Origin of the sequence: Collinsella sp. LCP19S3_H3 (assembly GCF_052119145.1) — a bacterium.
Lineage (GTDB): Bacteria > Actinomycetota > Coriobacteriia > Coriobacteriales > Coriobacteriaceae > Collinsella.
Map to the genome: position 1 here is coordinate 182,337 of NZ_JBQKFW010000001.1, position 19,865 is coordinate 202,201.

General features: G+C 61.1%; 18 protein-coding genes. 16 read left to right on the forward strand and 2 right to left on the reverse strand.

Annotated elements, in window-relative coordinates:
* Window positions 1-240: 240 nt before the first annotated feature.
* The 3 genes from ACTQZF_RS00760 to rbr all read left to right on the forward strand — a co-directional run bounded on the left by ACTQZF_RS00760 (window position 241) and on the right by rbr (window position 2,306).
* The gene (locus ACTQZF_RS00760) at window positions 241-726 is read left to right on the forward strand and encodes an RrF2 family transcriptional regulator (RefSeq protein WP_154518481.1); all 486 of its coding nucleotides are present in this window, start codon (window positions 241-243) and stop codon (window positions 724-726) included.
* A 21-nt stretch (window positions 727-747) separates the two neighbouring features.
* Entirely contained in the window at window positions 748-1,653 is a 906-nt protein-coding gene (locus tag ACTQZF_RS00765) for an adenine glycosylase (protein WP_441554269.1), read from the forward strand.
* Window positions 1,654-1,766: 113 nt separating this feature from the next.
* Window positions 1,767-2,306 carry a rubrerythrin gene (gene rbr / locus ACTQZF_RS00770; protein ID WP_154518486.1) on the forward strand — a complete coding sequence of 180 codons (540 nt, stop codon included), beginning with the start codon at window positions 1,767-1,769 and terminating at the stop codon, window positions 2,304-2,306.
* A 218-nt stretch (window positions 2,307-2,524) separates the two neighbouring features.
* Here the strand turns inward: rbr and ACTQZF_RS00775 are convergent, their stop codons facing one another.
* On the reverse strand, window positions 2,525-2,710 hold the full coding sequence (locus tag ACTQZF_RS00775; RefSeq protein WP_154518490.1) for a hypothetical protein: 186 nt from the start codon (window positions 2,708-2,710) through the stop codon (window positions 2,525-2,527).
* A gap of 26 nt (window positions 2,711-2,736) precedes the next feature.
* Here ACTQZF_RS00775 and ACTQZF_RS00780 point away from each other — a divergent pair, with 26 nt between their 5' ends.
* The 8 genes from ACTQZF_RS00780 to ACTQZF_RS00815 all read left to right on the forward strand — a co-directional run bounded on the left by ACTQZF_RS00780 (window position 2,737) and on the right by ACTQZF_RS00815 (window position 13,706).
* Complete coding sequence (locus ACTQZF_RS00780) at window positions 2,737-3,159, forward strand: hypothetical protein (RefSeq protein WP_154518493.1); 423 nt, start codon at window positions 2,737-2,739, stop codon at window positions 3,157-3,159.
* Window positions 3,160-3,278: 119 nt separating this feature from the next.
* Complete coding sequence (locus ACTQZF_RS00785; RefSeq protein WP_441554270.1) at window positions 3,279-4,634, forward strand: DNA recombination protein RmuC; 1,356 nt, start codon at window positions 3,279-3,281, stop codon at window positions 4,632-4,634.
* A gap of 127 nt (window positions 4,635-4,761) precedes the next feature.
* The gene (locus tag ACTQZF_RS00790) at window positions 4,762-6,564 is read left to right on the forward strand and encodes an ABC transporter ATP-binding protein (RefSeq protein WP_441554271.1); all 1,803 of its coding nucleotides are present in this window, start codon (window positions 4,762-4,764) and stop codon (window positions 6,562-6,564) included.
* Window positions 6,565-6,627: 63 nt separating this feature from the next.
* Window positions 6,628-7,293: an endonuclease III gene (nth, locus tag ACTQZF_RS00795; RefSeq protein ID WP_427719497.1), complete on the forward strand. Its 666-nt coding sequence runs from the start codon at window positions 6,628-6,630 to the stop codon at window positions 7,291-7,293.
* A gap of 120 nt (window positions 7,294-7,413) precedes the next feature.
* Window positions 7,414-11,046, forward strand: coding sequence for a transcription-repair coupling factor (mfd, locus tag ACTQZF_RS00800; protein WP_441554272.1), 3,633 nt, complete (start codon window positions 7,414-7,416; stop codon window positions 11,044-11,046).
* A 56-nt stretch (window positions 11,047-11,102) separates the two neighbouring features.
* Window positions 11,103-11,966, forward strand: coding sequence for a phosphatase PAP2 family protein (locus tag ACTQZF_RS00805; RefSeq protein ID WP_427719494.1), 864 nt, complete (start codon window positions 11,103-11,105; stop codon window positions 11,964-11,966).
* Window positions 11,967-12,011: 45 nt separating this feature from the next.
* Window positions 12,012-13,037, forward strand: a complete 1,026-nt coding sequence (locus tag ACTQZF_RS00810) for a threonine aldolase family protein (RefSeq protein ID WP_118271027.1) — start codon at window positions 12,012-12,014, stop codon at window positions 13,035-13,037.
* Between the two features lie 78 nt (window positions 13,038-13,115).
* Window positions 13,116-13,706 (forward strand): GNAT family N-acetyltransferase, encoded by a 591-nt coding sequence (locus tag ACTQZF_RS00815; protein ID WP_441554273.1) that lies wholly within the window; start codon window positions 13,116-13,118, stop codon window positions 13,704-13,706.
* A 21-nt stretch (window positions 13,707-13,727) separates the two neighbouring features.
* Here the strand turns inward: ACTQZF_RS00815 and ACTQZF_RS00820 are convergent, their stop codons facing one another.
* Window positions 13,728-14,450: a GntR family transcriptional regulator gene (locus ACTQZF_RS00820; protein ID WP_441554274.1), complete on the reverse strand. Its 723-nt coding sequence runs from the start codon at window positions 14,448-14,450 to the stop codon at window positions 13,728-13,730.
* Between the two features lie 206 nt (window positions 14,451-14,656).
* On the opposite strand from ACTQZF_RS00820, the gene ACTQZF_RS00825 reads away from it, so the two are divergent.
* From ACTQZF_RS00825 to ACTQZF_RS00845, 5 genes are all read left to right on the forward strand, one after another.
* Window positions 14,657-15,649: an SIS domain-containing protein gene (locus ACTQZF_RS00825; protein ID WP_441554275.1), complete on the forward strand. Its 993-nt coding sequence runs from the start codon at window positions 14,657-14,659 to the stop codon at window positions 15,647-15,649.
* A 283-nt stretch (window positions 15,650-15,932) separates the two neighbouring features.
* Window positions 15,933-17,015: a DMT family transporter gene (locus ACTQZF_RS00830; RefSeq protein WP_441049008.1), complete on the forward strand. Its 1,083-nt coding sequence runs from the start codon at window positions 15,933-15,935 to the stop codon at window positions 17,013-17,015.
* A 183-nt stretch (window positions 17,016-17,198) separates the two neighbouring features.
* Window positions 17,199-18,122, forward strand: a complete 924-nt coding sequence (locus tag ACTQZF_RS00835) for a PTS mannose/fructose/sorbose transporter subunit IIAB (protein WP_441049007.1) — start codon at window positions 17,199-17,201, stop codon at window positions 18,120-18,122.
* A gap of 36 nt (window positions 18,123-18,158) precedes the next feature.
* Window positions 18,159-18,953, forward strand: a complete 795-nt coding sequence (locus tag ACTQZF_RS00840) for a PTS mannose/fructose/sorbose/N-acetylgalactosamine transporter subunit IIC (protein ID WP_154518546.1) — start codon at window positions 18,159-18,161, stop codon at window positions 18,951-18,953.
* 13 nt (window positions 18,954-18,966) lie between these two features.
* Window positions 18,967-19,800, forward strand: a complete 834-nt coding sequence (locus ACTQZF_RS00845) for a PTS system mannose/fructose/sorbose family transporter subunit IID (protein WP_154518549.1) — start codon at window positions 18,967-18,969, stop codon at window positions 19,798-19,800.
* Window positions 19,801-19,865 lie beyond the last annotated feature (65 nt).

Below are 19,865 nucleotides of genomic sequence, written 5' to 3' on the forward strand. Positions count from 1 at the left end.
GAATTAAGTATATCGGTTTAAACAGGGGGGGGGTTTGTTGCGCAACACTCGTTCAACGAAACAGGGGGTTAGGTTATACTAAATTCCACTGCAGGCCTAATCTGATGCAATTTGCTTTGGATTCGACCTTCAGCGGACATCTAATTCACTATTTGGTTGTCCCGGCGGTTATTTAGCGTCTCGACGTAAGCTCGGCCCCGGAGCCCGTTCGAGCTGTTCGTATTCCTTGAAAGGGGAAACATGGACATATCGAGGAAGACTGATTATGCCCTCCGCATGCTTGCGATGCTTGCCGAGGAGCCGGAGCGGTTGCTTTCTGTTCGCACTGCTGCCGAAGAGGTCAATGTTCCGTATTCGTTTGCCCGTTCGATCCAACACGGTTTGGTTCAGGCCGGTATTGTGGAGAGCCTGCGTGGCGTCCACGGCGGTATGCGTCTTAAGGTCAACCCGAGCGAGGTCACTATCCGTCAGGTCGTCGAGGCCGTTCAGGGCCCTATGGTTATGAATGATTGCACGGCACTCGATGGCGACTGTGCACGCAGGGGCACGTGCTGCTATCATCCCCTGTGGGCTGGGGCCCAGGCGCTGATGCGTGACTACCTCGATTCCGTTTCGCTGGACGATGTCGTCGCTCGCCGCCAGTTCCCCGCCGTCGATCCCAAGTTCGCCGACCGCGACGCCTTTCCCGAGTATGCCGTTTGCGCGTGTGCTTGTCGGGAGGAGTAGCGCCGCATAAGGAGCATAGCTATGATTCAGGACCCCTTTCGTTCGATGATTCGTTCGGAAGGGGTTCTGCGTTATCGCGACCTTCCGTGGCGCCGCACACGCGACCCGTACATCATCTGGCTTTCCGAGGTCATGCTGCAGCAGACGCAGGTTCCACGCGTAGAGACGCGCATGCCGGCATGGCTCGACCGCTTTCCGACCGTGCATTCTCTCGCCCAGGCCGCTCCTTCTGATGTTTTGGACGCTTGGCAGGGCATGGGCTACAACCGCCGTGCTTTGGCGCTCCATAAGGCTGCGCAGCGACTCGTGGAGGACTGGGATGGGGAGTTTCCGCGTGATACATGCGACCTGGTCGCGCTGCCCGGTATTGGGCCCGCAACGGCGCAGGGCATTCGGTCGTTTGCGTTTGATCTTCCGGGAGTGTACCTGGAGACCAATGTGCGCACGGTCTTTCTGCATCACTTTTTTCCTGACGTTCCGTCTGTTCCCGACCGCGAGCTGGTGCCGTTGATCCAGGCGGCCTGCCCGGCGGCGCCCGGTGCGGCGGCGGATGAGGTCGCTCCCTTTGCCGTGCCGCTCGACGATGCCGATACGCCGCGCGCGTGGTATTACGCGCTGCTGGATTACGGCGCGTATCTTAAAAAGACGCTGCCCAATCCGTCTAGGCGCTCGGCGGGCTACAGCCGCCAGTCCAAGTTTGAGGGCTCGCGTCGGCAAAAGCGTGCCCATATCGTGCGCATGCTGCTTGCAGCTCGCGACGGACAGCCGGCGGGCATAACGCTTGTTGAAGCTGTTGCAGGCGTTAACAAGATGGAGGCCGCAGCGGATCGCGAACCGGTTGGTTGCGATTTTATTGCGGGCATTCTTGCCGACCTGGAGCGCGAAGGCTTTTGTCGTGCCGAAGGCGAGCGCTGGCTGAGTGTGTGATGACGCGAATTTGCAGAACAGGATAGTAAGGTTTAGATTCTCGGCATGAGGGTATCCTAAAGGCAATGCCGCTCAAAGTCTATGGGCGGCGCGTATTGAAGGGAAGTACACCTATGGATTTTGAGAATTCTCAAACCAAGAAGAACCTCGAGACCGCTTTTGCCGGTGAGTCCCAGGCGCACACCAAGTATCGTTACTATGCATCCAAGGCCAAAAAGGACGGCTACGTTCAGATTTCGAATATCTTTGCAGAGACGGCGGGCAACGAGTCCGAGCATGCCAAGCTGTGGTTTAAGTACCTGCACGACGGTGCTGTTCCGGATACGCTGGACAACCTGCGCGATGCCGCCGCGGGCGAGAACTACGAGTGGACCACGATGTATGACGAGTTCGCCAAGACCGCCGAAGAGGAGGGTTTTGCCGAGATCGCCGCGAAGTTCCGTGGCGTTGGCGCTGTCGAGAAGGCTCATGAGGAGCGCTATAACAAGCTCGTCGAGCGCATTGAATCGGGCGAGGTGTTTGAGCGCGAGGGCGTAAAGGTGTGGAAGTGCCTGAACTGCGGGCACCTGCATGTTGGTGCCAAGGCGCCCGAGGTGTGCCCGGTTTGCAACCATCCCAAGGCGTACTTTGAGGAGCAGGTGGTGAACTACTAGCGCGTGGCGCTGGCTGCTGCGGAGCGCAGGGCGGGGAATACCTTTGCCTCTCGCTCACGGCTTCGCAGGGTCGCGCGAGGCAAAGGCATGCGCCGCGGTTCTGACGGCGCGGGCTTGCCAACGAGTTTTGGCTAATAGATTAGTTTGTGTGCCGCCCCTTTTGGGGCGGCACGTTTTGTTTGGGGTCTCTGTCTTCACAATTTCCGTCAAGCTTTTGGTTAGGTTTTGGTCGGATGGCGCAAGGGCGAGAGGGCAAAAGATTGCTGGCGAAAAAAGCTCAAAGAAAGTGCTGGTAGGGGAGTTGTTGAACTTTTCGACAGTTTTCTGACAAAAGAATCTTTGCGGCTATTGCCGCGGATTTCATTGCCGCGGCCGCGATGGTGCGGGATGCTGGGCGCAAGCATCGAATGCTCCTATTGAGGAGGCCAACATGGATCTGTTTCTTGAGACCCCGCAGCAACAAGCCGAGCGCATGCTGCGCCAACAGCAGCGGCTTATGGAGATGCAAATGCAAGGGGCAGCCGTCCAGCCTCCTGCGCAAAACGCCGCGCCCGCGGTATCGTCTGCGGGTGAGGTGGACCCAGGAGCCTATTCCGTACAGCAAGATTCATATGCGCAGGAGCTTGCGTTCGACAAGCGTCGTGCGCGTCGCCGTCGCTGGGCCCAGCGCCTGCGTACGCTGGCGATGATCGTGCTGATCCCGTTGGGACTCGCGGCAATCTTCTTGGCCTCATATGCCCTCACGTGCATTCTCAACGGCGCCTCGCCCAGCGAAGTGCTCCAACATTTGACAGCTCTCGGCCAGCGCCTGGGCGATGTCGTAACAACCATCCGCGCCGGCTGGGAGAGTTAGCGTGCCAGTATTCATAGCGCAAAGGTAACTTGATGCGCCGCCGGCCACGCGCTGCATATGACAGGGTAAGATTGATTGCGGTTCGATTATTGTTCGATTGGGTTTGTTGGGCGGAGTCTATGTCTGCTGTTGATATTGTGCTGGTCGTGATCGCCTTGGTAGCGGTAGGAGTGGCTGTGGCTTGCGCCCTGCAGCTCAAGGGCCTTCGCGCCGAGCTGCGAGAGCGCAGCGATGGCGGTGCGGAGGCGCTGGCGGCACTCGAGCAGGCCAACAACGCGCTCGATGCCCTGAACGTCGCGCTGGCAGAAACCCGCCGCACGGCCAATGCCATCGCGCAGCAGCAGACGACAGATGCGGCCGTGGAGCAGCAACGTTACCTGAACATCGCACGCGAGTTTTCGCAAGCTGGTGACCGGATGGATGACCTGCGCCGCGAGACGGCCCAACAACTCGGTGCCAACCGCGAGGGCATCGAGCACCGCCTGGACAAGGTGCGCGAGACGGTCGATGCTCAGCTGGGTGCTATCCGCAAAGACAACAACGTGCAACTCGATCAGATGCGCGCGACGGTGGACGAGAAGCTCTCCCGCACGCTCAACGATCGCCTGTCGGCATCGTTTAAGCAGGTGAGCGACCAGCTCGAGGCCGTGTACAAGGGCCTGGGCGACATGCAGTCCATCGCCACCGGCGTGGGCGACCTTAAGCGCGTGCTGGGCAACGTAAAGGCGCGTGGCATTTTGGGCGAGGTACAGCTGGGTGCAATCCTGGCGGACATCCTTACGCCCGACCAGTATCTGGAAAACGTCGCCACCAAGCCCGGCGCCTCGGAGCGCGTTGAGTTTGCCGTCAAGCTGCCGGTAGACGAGGACGATCCCGTGCTGCTGCCGATCGACTCCAAATTCCCGGGTGACGCATATGAGCATCTGCTCGACGCCCAGGAGTCGGGTGACGCTGAGGCCGTCGCCGCTGCGCGTAAGACGCTCGACGCCATGGTCAAGCGCGAGGCCAAGGACATCTGCGAAAAGTACCTGAGTGTGCCGGCAACGACCAACTTTGGCATTATGTTCGTGCCGTTTGAGGGGCTGTACGCCGAGGTTGTCAGTCGTCCGGGACTTATCGAGACCCTGGGCCGCGACTATCACGTCAACGTTGCCGGTCCCAGCACCATGGCAGCTATCCTCAACAGCCTGCAGATGAGCTACCAGACGTTTAGGCTGCAAAAACGCACCGATGACGTGCTGCGCGTGCTTTCTGCCGTCAAGGCCGAGCTGCCGCGCTATCAGGCGGCGCTGCGCCGCGCTCAGCAGCAAATCGAGACCGCGGGAAAGACGGTCGAGGGCATCATCACCACGCGCACCAACGTCATGGAGCGCAAGCTCAAGGACATCGACGCGCTAGAAGACGCCGACCAAGCTGATGAGATCTTGGGACTCACGCCCGCGGGCTTTCTCACAGACCAAGAAGACGAGGAATAATTACAACAAGACGGTGGGGCGCCGGCGCAAACGCGGGCACCCCGCTGCTTTTCGCATCGTGCTTGCCTGAAGTGCGCTTTAGTATGCAACAATGACGTTTAGCCCCGCCATATGTGAAAGGAAGCCCATGTCACAGAGAAGCACCAGTCCGCTCAAACGCTCAACCGTGCGCCGCACGCTACAGCGTTTTTGGGACGTCACGCGCACGCAGCCGCTGATCGTCTTTCTCTCGGTGCTCTCGTCGGCGGGCTACATCTTTTTGCTCACGTTTGCCAACACCTACGTGATGGCCCTTATCGTCGACCGCGTCCAGGCCGGCCCCGTGGCGGGCGACCGGGTGTTTGAGGTCTTTGGCCCCTACATTCTGGCGCTCGTGCTCGTTAACCTGGTAGGCCAGATCCTCTCCAAGCTGCAGGACTACACCGTCTACAAGCTCGAGATTGCGGGTAACTATCACTTGGCGCGCCTGTGCTTCGACACGCTCTCCAATCAATCCATGACATTCCATACCAGCCGTTTTGGTGGATCGCTTGTGAGCCAGACGAGCCGTTTTATGAGCGGCTACACGGGGTTGGTGGACGTGACGGTGTATTCGCTCATCCCCACTGTCACCTCGGTTGTCTGCACGGTAGCGGCGCTCGCTCCGGTGGTACCGACGTTTACCGTGATCCTGGTGGGCATTATGGTCGTCTACATTGCGTTTGTCTGGCTTATGTATAAGCGCATCATGCCGCTTTCGGCCGCGACGTCCGCCGCGCAGAACAAACTGTCGGGCGTGTTGTCCGACGCGGTCACGAACATCCTGGCCGTCAAGACCTGTGGGCGCGAAGACTTTGAGCGCGACCTGTTCGATGCTGCCGACCGCGCCGCGCGCGACGCCGAAACGGTTTCGATGCACGCCATGATGCAACGCAACTTTACGACCTCGGGCCTTATCGTCATCACCATGGCCGTGGTGAGCGTGTTCGTCGTGGGCGGCAACGCGTGGTTTGGTATCTCTGCCGGCTCGCTTGTCATGATCTTTACCTATACGTACAACCTCACCATGCGTCTGAACTACGTAAGCTCCATGATGCAGCGCATTAATCGCGCGCTGGGCGATGCGGCCGAGATGACGCGTGTGCTGGACGAGCCGCGTCTGGTGGCAGACGACGAGAACGCTCCCGAGCTCAAGGTGGGCGAGGGCGCGATTGATTTTGAGCACCTGAGCTTTGCATACCGCGACGCCGCGGCGGGCGAGAGCGTGTTCGACGACCTGACACTTCATGTGGCGGCGGGTCAGCGCGTGGGCCTGGTGGGCAAATCGGGCTCGGGCAAGACGACGCTCACCAAACTGTTGTTGCGCCTGGACGACGTACAGGGCGGTCGCGTACTCGTGGACGGTCAGGATGTCTCGCGCTGCACGCAGCAGAGCCTGCGCCGCCAGGTTGCCTACGTGCCGCAGGAGGCGCTGCTGTTTCACCGCTCCATTCGCGAGAACATCGCCTACGGCCGCCCCGATGCCATCGACGAACAGATCCGCGAGGCGGCCCGCTTGGCCAATGCCCTGGAGTTTATCGACCGCCTGCCCCGGGGCTTTGACACCATGGTGGGCGAGCGCGGCGTTAAGCTTTCGGGCGGTCAGCGCCAGCGCGTGGCCATCGCCCGTGCCATCCTCACCGACGCGCCGATTCTGGTGCTCGACGAGGCGACCTCTGCCCTGGATAGCGAGTCCGAGGCACTGGTGCAGGAGGCGCTTGAGAACCTGATGCGCGGCCGCACCTCCATTGTGGTGGCACATCGCCTGTCCACCGTGGCGGCGCTCGACCGCATCGTGGTGCTGGCGGACGGCGAGATTGTCGAGGACGGTACGCATGCGCAGCTTGTCGAGGCAGGCGGCGAGTACGCAAGCTTGTGGGGCCGCCAGACCGGCGCATTTTTGGAGGCGTAAAGACCCCATACGTGGGACAATCGTGCCCATAGGTAAGTTATGCCGCCAATCCGAGGAGTCGTTATGCCACGCGAGACCAATGCCGCCAAGCGCGAGCGCGCCGTTGAGGTGTGCGAGCGCCTTAACCGTCGCTATGGCCCGGTTGAGTGCTTTTTGGACCACGAGAATCCCTATAGGCTGCTCATAGCGGTGTTGCTCTCGGCGCAGACGACCGACGCGCAGGTCAACAAGGTGACGCCGAAGCTGTTTGCCCAGTGGCCCACGCCCGAGGCCATGGCGGGGGCGAGCGTTGCCGATGTGGCAGATACCATTAAGTCGCTCGGCTTCTATAAGAGCAAGGCCAAGCACGCCGTGGAGGCCGCACAGATGATTGTCGCCGATTACGGCGGCGAGGTGCCGGCCGACATGAAGGAGCTTGTCAAGCTGCCGGGCGTTGGGCGCAAGACGGCGAACATCGTGCTCAACGTGGGGTTTGGCATTGTCGAGGGTATCGCGGTCGATACGCACGTCAACCGCATCGCGCACCGTCTGATGCTGAGTCCCAAGACGCACGCCAAAGAGCCGCTCAAGACCGAGCAGGATCTGCTCAAGATCTTGCCGCACGAGTATTGGGAGTCGGTCAACCACCAGTGGATCACCTTTGGCCGCGAGATCTGCGACGCCCGCAAACCCAAGTGCGACGAGTGCCCGCTGGCAGATCTTTGCCCGAGCATGCGCGTTTTGGGGTAGCTGTTTGGCGTGCGCTGGCGTGTTCACCTCATGCGCTACCATGATAATCAATACTTTTGACGTAAGACCCGCCGAGCTTGCCCCGGCGGGCTTTTGGCGTTGCGATGCCGGAGGAACAGCATGCTCATTCACCGTATAGCCGCGCAGCTCTACACTGCCGAAGCCTTGCAGACCGTCGAGGCCGGGCTCGACGCCGGCGAGGATGTGACGCTGGCCGTGTCGCAGTCGGGCCGCACGCTTATGGCGGCTGCTCAGTTTGCGCGCCGCCCGCGCCCTACGGTCTACATTGTGAGCGGCGAGGACGCGGCCGATCGCGCCGCGCGCAGCCTTGCCGCCTACGTGGGCCTGGCGCACGTGTGCCGCTTTCCCGAGCGCAAGGACTATCCGTGGCGCGAGCAGGCGCCCGACGATGCCGTGGTGGCGCAGCGCTGCGAGGCTCTGGGGCGTATCGTGCGCGGGGACAACTGCATCATGGTTGCCTCGGCCCGTGCATTGCTGCGTTGCGTGCCGCCAGTCGAGAGCCGCTACTGGGAGTCCACGACCTTTGCGGTGGGCGAGGAGGTTCCTTTTGACGAAGTGCCGCAGCGCCTGGTGGGCATGGGCTACACCAATGCCGGCGCCGCCGACGCACCCGGCCTGTTCCGCGTGCACGGCGACACCGTCGAGGTATTCCCCGCACAAGAGAAAGCGCCCGTGCGCATTGAGTTCTTTGGCGACGAAATTGATCGCATTCGCCGTATGGTGAGCTCTACGGGCCAAACCATCGGCAACGAGGACAGCATCGAGATCTTCCCGTGCCGCGAGCTGGCGCTTACCGACGAAGCCGTTCACAACATGCACGTGGCGCTCTATCGCGCAAGCCAGAGCGACAGCAAGCTGGCGGCACTGCTCGAGATGGTTGATGCGCGTATCGTCACACCCGAGCTCGACCGCTTTTTGCCGGTGATGTACGGCCAGACCGTGAGCCCGTTGGCGCACGTGAGCGGCAAGGCGCTTGTGGTTCTGTCCGAGCCGCGCTCGCTGTTCGACGACTGCCTGCGTGCCTACGAGGATATCGAGGCGCGTGCCGGCGAGGCGGGGATTGTCCGCTTGGACGGCCTGTACGTGCGCGCCCAGCAGCTCGACTTTGGTGCTCAGCAGCGCCTGAACTACGTGAGCCTGATCCGCGCCGGCGGTGCGGTTACGGCAGAGCTCAAGATTGAGCAGCCGGCTATCGCAGGCTCGGACAACCGCTTTATGACGCGCGTTCAGGAAGTCGTGGGCAAGCGCTATGCCTGCGTGTTTGCCATTCCCGACCGCGGAGCGCGCGAGTCGATGGAGCTCACCTTTGGCGATGAGGGCATTACCTTTGAGGAGTCGCTGACGGCCGCCCCCGAAAACGCCGGCGTTATTGGCGAGCGCGTACGCGTGGCAGCGGCAGATTCTGCCGACCGTGCTGTCCGCCAGGAGGCCCATGCCTCGATCCGCGAGCGCCGCGTCGACGCACTCAACGCCCGCTCGCTCGAGGCGGGCGCCGCCCAGGCTGCCGCCGGTGCTGCCGTACCCACCATCTCGCGCGGACGCGTGACCTTTGTGGATGCTGCCCTGCCGCAGGGCGTGGTGGTGCCCGATGCCAACCTAGCCGTGTTCTCGATCGCCGATCTCAATGCCCGCATGGACGCCAACCGCGCGCGCAGCCGTCGCAAGGTGGACATTACGCAGATCACGTTTCCGTTTAAGCCGGGCGACTACGTGGTGCACGCTACTCACGGCATCGCGCTCTTTAGCGAGATCGCGCGCCAGGAAGTTGGCGGCAAGGAGCGCGACTACTTTTTGCTGGAATATGCCGACGGCGACAAGCTCTACGTGCCGCTCGAGCAGGTCGACCGCATCACGCGCTATGTTGGTCCCGACGGCGACAAGCCGCGCTTGACTAGGCTCAACACCGCCGACTGGACGCGTGCCACCAACAAGGCGCGCAAGAACGCCAAAAAGCTGGCGTTTGACCTGGTCGATCTGTATACGCGCCGTTCTTCGATTACCGGTATCGCCTGCCCGCCCGACACGCCCGAGCAGATCGAGATGGAGGAGAGCTTTCCTTACGACGAGACGCGCGACCAGCTGGAGGCTATCGCCGATATTAAGGCCGACATGGAGGCGCCCAAGCCCATGGACCGCCTGCTGTGCGGCGACGTGGGCTTTGGCAAGACCGAGGTCGCCCTGCGCGCGGCGTTTAAGTGCGTGGACTCCGGCCGTCAGGTCATGGTGCTCTGCCCCACGACCATTCTGGCCCAACAGCACTATGAGACCTTCTTTGAGCGCTTTGCGCCGTTTGGCCTCGAGGTCGAGGTGCTCAGCCGCTTTCGCACGCCGGCGCAGCAGAAGCGCGCGCTCAAGGCGTTTGCCGAGGGCACGATCGACGTACTCATCGGCACGCATCGTTTGCTTTCGGCCGATGTGAACCCCAAGAACCTGGGTTTGGTGATCATCGACGAGGAGCAGCGCTTTGGCGTGCAGCACAAGGAGCAGCTCAAAAACCTGCGCGAGCAGATTGACGTGCTCACGCTTTCGGCAACGCCTATTCCGCGAACCATGCAGATGGCCACGAGCGGCGTGCGCGACATGAGCCTGATCACCACGCCACCGACCGGGCGCCGCCCCGTGATCGTGCACGTGGGGGAGTACGACCCCGACGTGGTGAGCGCGGCGATTCGCCTGGAGGTGGGCCGCGGCGGCCAGGTGTACTACGTGTCCAACCGCGTCAAGACCATCGACGACGCCGTGGCGCGCGTGCACGAGGCCGCGCCCGAGGCGCGCGTGGGCGTGGCGCACGGCAAGATGAGCCCGCGCGAGGTCGAGGACGTGATGATCGAGTTCGCGACCAAAAAGATCGACGTGCTCGTCGCCACGACCATCGTGGAGAGCGGCATCGACAACGCGACCGCCAACACGCTGATCATCGAGGATTCGCAGCGCTTGGGTCTGGCGCAGCTCTACCAGCTCAAGGGCCGCGTGGGCCGTTCTGCCACGCAAGCCTACGCGTACTTTATGTTCCCGGGCGAGCTGCCGCTCACCGAGGAGGCTACGGCACGCCTGACCGCACTCTCCGAGTTCCAGGACCTGGGCAGCGGCATGCGTATCGCCATGCGCGACCTGGAGATTCGCGGCGCCGGCTCGCTCATGGGCGCCGAGCAGCACGGCAATCTGTCGAGCGTGGGCTTTGACCTGTTTACGCAGATGCTGGGTCAGGCCGTGGCCGAGGCGCGTGGCGACGACGATGCCGGTGTGGAGGCCGCGAGCGTGGGTATTAACCTGCCGGCCGACTACTTCTTGTCCGAGGAGTACCTGCCGGCGGTGGATCAGCGCGTGCTCGTATACCGTAAGCTTGCGGCGGCCGAGGACCTGGAGAGCATCGACGAGGTGCAGGAAGAGACCGAGGCCGCGCATGGCGAGCTGCCGTTGGCGGGACTCAACCTGTTCAATCGCGCGCGAATCCGCATTCGCGGCGAGCGCCTGGGGCTCGAGAGCGTTACGCTCAGCGGCGGTCGCATCACGTTTTTGGGCGTCGACGTTCCCAAGAAGGTGGCCTATGAGCTTAAGACCCGCTATGGCGCGGTAAACTTCCCCAAGAGCCGCAAACTGTCGGTGCCCTACAAGGCGGGAGCCGGCGCGGGCAGCGGCCTGGGTCGCGGTCTCGACGCCAACGACGGCACCGGCCCCGTGGCCGCGGCACTCATGCTGCTGCAGCAGCTGGGCACGTCCGACGATGACTAACGGGTCGACGCCGTAAACGCCCCATTTGGGCAATCTGGTTCCATCGAAAGGAAAGCATGTTCGGGTACATCTATAAGAAAGATGCCGCTGCTATCGCGGTTATCCTTGCCCTCTGCCTGGGCGTGGGCAGTTTCTTCGATTATCAGATCTCGAGCTCGCTGTTCAACATCGGCAGTATGTACGGCCGCTTTATCGAGGCGGCCGGCGAGCTGCCGTTTGAGCTGACGGCGAGCGTCGCGGGCGTTATGCTCGTGCGTGCGGTGCGTCCCGACTCCAGGGGGAGCAAATGGCTCGCCGTGCTCGGCATCCTCGTCAATGTTGGCCTGACCGGCTATGAGATCGTTTCGTCCCTGAGGGTTGGCGGCAAACTCATCGCGGCTCAGTTGGTGCTGACGTTTGTGCTGGCCATCGTCGCCAACCTTATCGTCTATCGCCTCACGCGCACGACCGAGCCCGACGAGCTCACACGCTGGGCGCTCATGGTGCTTGCCGTGTGGGTCGCTCAGGCCATCATCCTCAACGTGATCGTCAAGCCGCTGTGGTCGCGCCCGCGCATGCGCGTGGTCGAGGTGACGCCGGGGCTCGAGTTTCAGCCGTGGTGGGTGATCGGCAACCCCGACAAGCGGGCCTATATTGCCGCCGGTGTAGTCAAGGACGGCTTTAAGTCGTTTGCGAGCGGACACGCGGCGCACGCGGCGATCGGCCTTATGCTCGCCGGGCTTCCCGCAGCGGCCTTTAAGGAAAAGCCGTCGCGCCGTCGTGTGGTCTTTTGGACGGCGGCTGTGGTTGTGGCGTTCGTCGCGTTTGGCCGCATCGTGATCGGAGCGCACTTTTTGAGTGACGTGAGCTGCGGTTTTGCTCTGGTGCTGGCACTTGAGTGCCTTGCCGCGCGCATTGCCTATCCCAGCGGCGTACAATAGCTCCGTTTGAATCATCTGGCCGATACCCGGTAAGAGAGGATTGCCATGCTCGCGTTTAACAACGATTATTCCCACGGCGCACACCCGGCGGTGCTGCAGGCGCTCGTCGACACCAATATGGAGCCGCAGCCCGGATACGGTACCGATGCACATACCGAGCGTGCCAAGCAGCTTATCCGCGAGGCCTGTCAGGCCCCCGATGCCGACGTGTTTTTTCTGGTGGGCGGCACGCAGGCCAACGCGACGGTGATCGACATGCTGCTCGCGCCGTACGAGGGCGTCGTTGCTGCCGAGACTGGCCACGTCGCCTGCCACGAGGCGGGCGCCATCGAGTTTGGCGGCCACAAGGTGCTCACCATCCCCGGCTACGAGGGCAAGATGCACGCCGAGGACCTTGAGAACTATATCCAGGTGTTCTACGAAAACGAGAGCTACGAGCATACGGTGTTCCCGGGTGCCGTGTACGTGAGCCTATCGACCGAGTACGGCACGCTGTACTCCAAGGCCGAGCTCGCGGCGATTCACGCAGTGTGCCAGAAGCGCGAGATTCCGCTGTTTGTGGACGGTGCTCGCCTGGCCTATGCGCTGGCGGCCGATGAGTGCGACATTACCCTGCCCGAGCTGGCGCAGCTGTGCGACGTGTTCTACATCGGCGGTACCAAGTGCGGCGCGCTCTGCGGAGAGGCTGTGGTGTTCTGCGGTATGCACGCCCCGGCGCATCCCATTCCGCGTATTAAGCAGCATGGCGCGCTGCTTGCCAAAGGCCGCCTGACGGGCGTGCAGTTTGAGGCGCTCTTTACCGACGGCCTGTATTTTGAGATTGGTCGCCAGGCGATCGAGACGGCTCAGGCGCTTCGTCGCGTGCTGCACGAGCGCGGCTACCAGTTCTTCTTGGAGACGCCGACCAACCAGCAGTTTGTGATTCTGCCCAACGAGGACATGGCCCGCATTCGCGAGCATGCCTCGATTGAGTACTGGGAAAAGTACGACGAGACCCACACGGTGGTGCGCTTTTGCACCAGCTGGGCCACGACGCAGGAGGACATCGACGCGTTGGCGGCTGTCCTGTAGCCTGATGTAGTGACAAGGGGCTGCCCTGCGCCTGAGCTTGGCGCAGGGCAGCCTTTGTTTTTGAGGGGGAAGGGTTGTATGACCGAAATGTCCGAGCCGACGATTCGCCTGGCGACGCCCGACGATGCGCCGGCGTTGCTTGCCATCTATGAGCCGTATGTGCGCCAGACGGCGATTACCTGCGAATACGAGGTTCCGAGCGTTGAGGAGTTCGCCGGGCGTATCGAGCGTACGCTCAAGCGCTACCCGTATTTGGTGATGGAGCTGGACGGGCGTCCGGTAGGCTATGCCTATGTGAGTCCGCTCAACAGCCGCGAGGCATACGACTGGTCGGTCGAGACGTCGATCTACCTGGCGCGCGATGTGCGCCACGGCGGGCTGGGCCGCAAGCTGCACGATGCGCTCAAGCAATGCCTGATTGCGATGGGCATCACCAACATGTGCGCGCTCATCGCCGTGCCGCACGACAAGGACGACGAGTACCTGACGCACAACAGCCAGGATTTCCATGCCCATATGGGGTATCGCCTGGTGGGTGCCTTCGATCGCTGCGCCCAAAAGTTCGGTCGCTGGTACGACATGTGTTGGATGGAGTTGGTCCTAGCCGAGCGCACGCCCAACCAACCCAAACCAACCTGGTTCCCCGACCTCCCCAATCCTACCATTTAGGGACAGGTTTATTTTGGCAGGTTAGCCGATGGGTTCGGTGTATTTGGCGCGGTCGGTGCGTTGGATGCGCTTGGAGATATGGAGCGGTCGGCCGTCGGTGTCGTAGACGTAGTCGGTGATCAGGATCAGCGCCTGCCCGCGCTCAACGTTGAGCAAAAACGCCTCATTTTGCGAGGCATAGCACACCTCAAAGGTCTTATGCCCCTGTGCCGGTGCGCGATGGAACTCCTGTCGCAGCGTGGCGTAGAGCGAACCGTTGATATCGCGATCGATGAGCGTCTCGAAGCTTGGCGGCAGGTAGGTGGTCTCCAGGCACAGCGGCGCGTCGTCCAGGTAGCGCAGGCGGACAAGTTTGACGAGCTTGCTGCCCACGGCGGCGTCAAAGAACTTAGCTATGCTGCCGGCCGCCTTGGCAAAGCCCGAGTCCACGGTGCGCGTGGTGGGCTTCATGCCCTGGCCTTCGACCTGCTTGGTATAGCTCGAAAACACCAGGTTGTTCTCGTGGAGCGCGGGCGTGTCGGCCACAAAGGCGCCACGCCCGCGCTCGGTGCGCACCAGGCCCTCATCAACGAGCACCTTAAGGGCGTGGCGTACGGTGCTGCGTGACAGCCCCGATTCGTCCATGAGTTCCATCTCGGACGGCAGCTTGTCTCCGCGCGCATACGTGCCGGCAGCGATGCGATCGCGCAGCGTGCCCGCCAAGCGCTCGTATTGGGTCAGTTTCTTTTTAGATGTGACGCCCATATTGCCAACCTATTTCTAACCTGTATGCTTACCTAAGCAAGCATGTATTTAATAAAACAATAAAACTGCTGGTATCGAGCTACCGAAAACCACAGCAGCAAAATTTCTAAGACAAATATAGCATACAACTAGTCGACATAACCAAAACATGTATGTAACTTGTATGCCTGTGATGAGCATCAAACGAGAAGAAAGGCTGATGCACGATGATTACTCAGGAACAGGTTAAAGATGTCGTCTCCCAGGTTTTGGCCGACAAGGCAGACAAGGGCGGCATCAAGCGCGTCGTGTGGATTGGCGCCGGCGGATCCAACGGCGGTAACTATCCTGCCCAGTACTTTATGGAGCACGAGGCCACGCAGGTCGTGAGCTCCAGCTACACCAGCAACGAGTTCGTGCACGCCACCCCTGCCTACGTTAACGAGAACACCTTGGCCGTCGTCGTGTCCATGCGCGGCACCAAGGAGACTATCGTCGCCGCCCAGGTCGCCAAGGACCACGGCGCCAGCACCATCGCCATCTATGTTGACGAATCCGCCCTCACCGAGGTCTGCGACTACAAGATTCAGTACGACAGCCTGGCCGTCGACGAGTCCTGCATGGGCCGCACCAACTCCGCCGTCGTGACCATGATCGCCATGGAGCTCATGCAGCAGACCGAGGGCTATGCCGAGTACGAGACCGCCATGGCCGCCTTCGACTTGGTCGACCCCATCTATCGCAAGGCCGTCGAGTACACCCGTCCGCTTGCTGCCAAGTGGGCCGAGCAGAACGCCGACAAGCCCTGCATCAACGTGATGGCTCAGGGTCCGCTCTTTGGTGCCGCCTACGTCTTTAGCATCTGCAACGTGCAGGAGATGCTACAGATCGACTCCTGCACCATCAACACCTGCGACTTCTTCCATGGCCCCTTCGAGATCCTGGACAAGCGAACTTCGCTGTTCCAGCTCATCAGCGTCGGCCGCAGCCGCTGCAACGACGAGCGCGGCATCCGCTTCGTCAACCAGTACGGTGGCGAGCGCGTCTATCAGCTCGACGCCAAGGAGCTCGGCCTCAACGACATCAAGGACAGCGTGAGCGAATACTTCAACCACCTGATCTTCGCGCCGATCCTCAACAACGTCTACATGCGCGCGCTCTCTGCCGTCACCCACAAGGACTATATGACGCGCCGCTACATGTGGAAGCTTGACTACTAGGGGATAGAGCGGCCTAACAGCTCGATGTCCTCATAAGTTGCGGTGGAATAGTTCCTGTTTGGGGGCTTGAAGCCTCTATTTAGGAACTATTTCACCGCAACAGCCAAATGATCCGCTGGGGACGGAGGAAAACGGATCACTGACTCAGACCAGCCCCTCAGTGATCCGTTTTCCTCCGTCCCCAGCGGATCATTTTCCGTTCGGCGATTTGTGGCTTGAAAAATGTATATAACGACTATAACGTAGTATGAAACATATTGGAAACAATACCGAGGAGGCTGCGTTGAAGAAAAGCAATCTGGGCTATGTGCTGGTGCTGATCGCCGCGCTTATGTGGGGCAGCATCGGAATCTTTGTAAACGGCATCTCGGCCATGGGCGTTTCGTCCCAGAGCATGGCTGCCTTTCGCTTGTTGGTCGGAGCGCTTATCTTGGCGCCGGTCCTGATGTTTATGGGCTGCCGCCCGGGTGAGGGGTCTACCGTGGCTCAGGGTCCGCTGACCCTGTTCAAGGCAAGCCCTAAAGAGCTTGTTCCCTGCGCGCTTGTCGGTATCGTCGGTTTGGCCGCCGCCAACACCTGCTATTACGAGTGCATGGGCGAGGTGGGCATGTCCACGGCCTCGGTGCTGCTCTACACCTCGCCGGTGTTTGGCGTCATGCTCGGCCGCGTGCTTTATCGCGAGGACGTGACCCCTAACAAGCTCGTTGCCATTGTCTTTAACATCGTTGGCTGCGTGCTTGCAGTGACCAATGGCGACCTTTCCGGTTTTCATTTTTCGGTTTGGGGCGTCACGTCGGGTGTGATTGCAGGCCTTTGCGGTGCGTCGCTCGCGGTGTTTAGCCGAATAGCAACCAAGACGGTCCACCCGCTGGCTGTCACGTTTTGGGGCTTTGTTTTTGGCGGTGCGGTTATGGCAGCTATCGCGGCTCCGTGGCCGGATGTCGCCGCGGCAATGTCGCCACAGCTGCTGCTGTTGTTCCTTGGCTTTGGACTCATCCCCACAGCCGTGGCTTACATCTTATATATGCAGGGTCTGTCCATGGGGCTCGAGACGTCGAAAGTTCCCGTCGTAATGTCATTCGAGACAGTTGTCACCGTACTGCTGGGCATTGGTGTCTACGCCGAGCCCGCCGGCGCGATCAAGGTCCTGGGCATCGTGCTGGTGCTCGCGTCCATCCTGATCATGAACACCGACTTCTCCAGGCTGCGCAACAGTGTGTTTGTCGGTCATGTCATTGAGAGCATGACCTTTAAGCCCAACGCGTGGTGGACGGAGAAATCGCAGGACATGGATCTGTTTAAGGAACGCACCGGCATCGCGCTGGAGCCCACCGTACAGGAAAGTCCCTGGTACTTCGTGCGATAGGGAATTGCGTGCGGCATCCGACCTGGGGTTATCCAGCCAGTGCCCGCCTACCCAGCCCCAACGTTTCGAGTACGTTAAACCCGTAAACGGTCGATTTTTAACCGCGAACGGTCTTTATACTAATTATCAATGTAAGTAGCGTATAAAACGTTATAATGACCATAACGAAAAGGAGGAGGCAAGATGAATCAGATCATTCTCGCATCTCATGGCGGCCTGGCCGCAGGCGCCAAAGACACGCTCGAGATGGTTCTCGGCGACGTGTCGAACGTCCACGTCGTGTCGCTTGCTCGTGACGACAAGGAGCCCATCACCAATAAGGTGGACGCCATGATCGCCACGTTCAACGCGGACGACACCGTCTATGTGCTGACCGATATGCTCGGCAGCTCGGTCAACAACAGCATGGTCGAGCTTTCCAAGAACGGCACGAAGTTCACGGTTGTCAGCGGTTTCAACATCCCGCTGGCGCTCACGCTCGCTATGAGCCCCGCCCCCGTCAAGGGCACCGAGCTCGCGGCCCTCATCAACGAGGCCCGCACTGGTCTGACCAACCCCAACGCACCGGTCGAGGCCGTCGCGGCTCCCGCCAAGAAGGCCAAGGCGTCCCATCACAGCTCCGGTCCCGCCAAGATCGTCCTCGCACGTCTTGACTACCGTCTGCTGCACGGTCAGGTCGTCTTTACCTGGACCACCAAGGTTCAGGCCGAGCGCATCATCGTCGTCGACAACGCTGCCGCCAACGATGACATCAAGAAGGGCGCTCTTAAGCTGGCCAAGCCCCAGGGCGTGCGCCTGAACGTCTTCACCGTCGAGCGCGCCCTCGCCAAGATGGACAAGCTCAACACCCTTGGCGAGCGCGTCATGTTCGTCTTTGGCAACACTGCCGAGATGCTGCAGTTCTGCCAGGGCTACAAGCTCGACGCCATCAACCTGGGCGCCACCGCCAACCACGACGGTGCCGATCAGGTCGGCGGCAAGGACAGCTCCGTCTTCTTCGACGCCACGCAGAAGGCCGACATCAACCAGCTGCTCGACATGGGCATCAAGCTCTATGTCCAGCAGACCCCCACGTATCAGAGCGTCGACATCGACGCCAAGCTGTAGTCAACCAGGCTTTTGCCTGACTGAAAGGAGAAGGGTATGAATACGTTCATCAGTGCGGTGCTCGTCGGCCTCGTCGGCGTGTTCTGCATGTGGGACTCCCGCCTGCTCGGTCGTCTTAACTTCGAGCAGCCCCTCGTTGGCGCTACGCTCGTCGGTCTGCTGCTGGGCGATGTGCCCACCGGCCTTGCCGTCGGTGCCGCCGTCGAGCTCGTGTCCATGGGCCTGGTGCAGGTCGGTGCTGCCGTTCCGCCCGATATGGTCCTGGGCGGCATCGTGGCCGCTGCCTTTGCGTGCCTGACCGATGCTTCCGCCGAGACCGCCATGACGATCGCCATCCCGGTCGCCGTCCTGGGTCAGCTCCTCGGCATCGTGTTCCGTTCCATCATCGCCGCCCTCACCCATGTGGCAGATAGCGCGATCGATAACGGAAAGTTCAAGACCGCCTACCGTATGCACATCTGCGTCGGCACTGGTCTGTACGCCGTCATGTACTTCCTGCCGATCTTCCTCGCCGTCTTTGTTGGCACCGACCTGGTTCAGGCCATCGTCAACATGGTTCCCGAGTGGCTGTCCACTGGTCTTAACGTTTCGACCAAGATCATGACCGCCTACGGCTTGGCCCTGCTGCTCACCATGATGATCAAGAAGGGTATGACTCCGTTCCTGTTCATCGGCTTCCTGCTCGCCGCTTACCTCAACCTGTCCGTCATCGCGGTCGCTCTGATCGGTGTGTGCCTGGCTGTCGTCTTCATGGGCTTCAAGTTCAACGGTTCCCATGCAGCCGCCGGTGTCGATTCCGACTACGATCCGCTCGAAGACGACGAAGACTAAGGAGGAACACACTATGGCAACCGCAACCAAGGACGTGTCCCTGAACAAGAAGGTCAGCCAGTTCTTCTGGCGCTCCTGGGCCATCCAGGCCTCTTGGAACTACGAGCGTCAGATGAACATGGGCTTCCTCTATGGCATGGTTCCCACGCTCGATCGCCTCTATCCGGATGAGTCCGACCCCAAGCAGCTCGCTGCCAAGAAAGAGGCTTATCGCCGTCACATGGCGTTCTACAACTGCACTCCGCAGACGAGCGCTTTCGTCCTGGGCCTCGCCGCCTCCATGGAGGAGGAGTACGCCAAGGATCCCGAGAACTTCGATCCCGATTCGATCAACGCGGTCAAGACCTCCCTCATGGGCCCGCTTTCCGGTATTGGTGACTCCTTCTTCCAGGGCACCATCCGCGTTATCGCCTTTGGTCTGGGCGTTCAGCTGGCTCAGCAGGGCTCCATCATGGGCCCGATCCTGGCCATGCTCATCTCCATCGTGCCTTCCGTGCTGATCACGTGGTTCGCAGCCAAGATGGGCTATCAGGGCGGCCACGAGTACCTGAGCAAGCTTCAGGGCGGCGACCTCATGGAGAAGCTCATGTATGTCTGCGGCATCGTGGGTCTTATGTCCGTGGGCGGCATGATCGCTACGCTGATCGGCGCCACCACCCCGCTGCAGTTCGCTGACGGCACCGTCGTGATCCAGGACATCCTGGACGGCATGATGCCCCAGATGATTTCCCTTGGCCTCACCGGCCTTATGTACTGGCTCATCAAGAAGAACGTCAACACCGGTTGGCTTCTTGTGATCGCCATCGTGGGCGGCATCGCCCTCTCCGCGGCCGGCATCCTGGCCTAGTCGCGCCCAAGCGTCTAACCGCTTTCCCCGGGGAGCCTGCCTGGCATCCCATACCCCAGGCAGGC

Coding starts and splice junctions, on each gene's coding strand:
- ACTQZF_RS00765 (WP_441554269.1), top strand. CDS start 748: ATGATTCAGGACCCCTTTCGTTCGATGATTCGTTCGGAAGGGGTTCTG.
- ACTQZF_RS00810 (WP_118271027.1), top strand. CDS start 12,012: ATGCTCGCGTTTAACAACGATTATTCCCACGGCGCACACCCGGCGGTG.
- ACTQZF_RS00760 (WP_154518481.1), top strand. CDS start 241: ATGGACATATCGAGGAAGACTGATTATGCCCTCCGCATGCTTGCGATG.
- ACTQZF_RS00805 (WP_427719494.1), top strand. CDS start 11,103: ATGTTCGGGTACATCTATAAGAAAGATGCCGCTGCTATCGCGGTTATC.
- ACTQZF_RS00845 (WP_154518549.1), top strand. CDS start 18,967: ATGGCAACCGCAACCAAGGACGTGTCCCTGAACAAGAAGGTCAGCCAG.
- ACTQZF_RS00815 (WP_441554273.1), top strand. CDS start 13,116: ATGACCGAAATGTCCGAGCCGACGATTCGCCTGGCGACGCCCGACGAT.
- ACTQZF_RS00825 (WP_441554275.1), top strand. CDS start 14,657: ATGATTACTCAGGAACAGGTTAAAGATGTCGTCTCCCAGGTTTTGGCC.
- ACTQZF_RS00780 (WP_154518493.1), top strand. CDS start 2,737: ATGGATCTGTTTCTTGAGACCCCGCAGCAACAAGCCGAGCGCATGCTG.
- ACTQZF_RS00840 (WP_154518546.1), top strand. CDS start 18,159: ATGAATACGTTCATCAGTGCGGTGCTCGTCGGCCTCGTCGGCGTGTTC.
- ACTQZF_RS00775 (WP_154518490.1), bottom strand. CDS start 2,710: ATGCTTGCGCCCAGCATCCCGCACCATCGCGGCCGCGGCAATGAAATC.
- ACTQZF_RS00835 (WP_441049007.1), top strand. CDS start 17,199: ATGAATCAGATCATTCTCGCATCTCATGGCGGCCTGGCCGCAGGCGCC.
- ACTQZF_RS00785 (WP_441554270.1), top strand. CDS start 3,279: ATGTCTGCTGTTGATATTGTGCTGGTCGTGATCGCCTTGGTAGCGGTA.
- rbr (WP_154518486.1), top strand. CDS start 1,767: ATGGATTTTGAGAATTCTCAAACCAAGAAGAACCTCGAGACCGCTTTT.
- mfd (WP_441554272.1), top strand. CDS start 7,414: ATGCTCATTCACCGTATAGCCGCGCAGCTCTACACTGCCGAAGCCTTG.
- ACTQZF_RS00790 (WP_441554271.1), top strand. CDS start 4,762: ATGTCACAGAGAAGCACCAGTCCGCTCAAACGCTCAACCGTGCGCCGC.
- nth (WP_427719497.1), top strand. CDS start 6,628: ATGCCACGCGAGACCAATGCCGCCAAGCGCGAGCGCGCCGTTGAGGTG.
- ACTQZF_RS00820 (WP_441554274.1), bottom strand. CDS start 14,450: ATGGGCGTCACATCTAAAAAGAAACTGACCCAATACGAGCGCTTGGCG.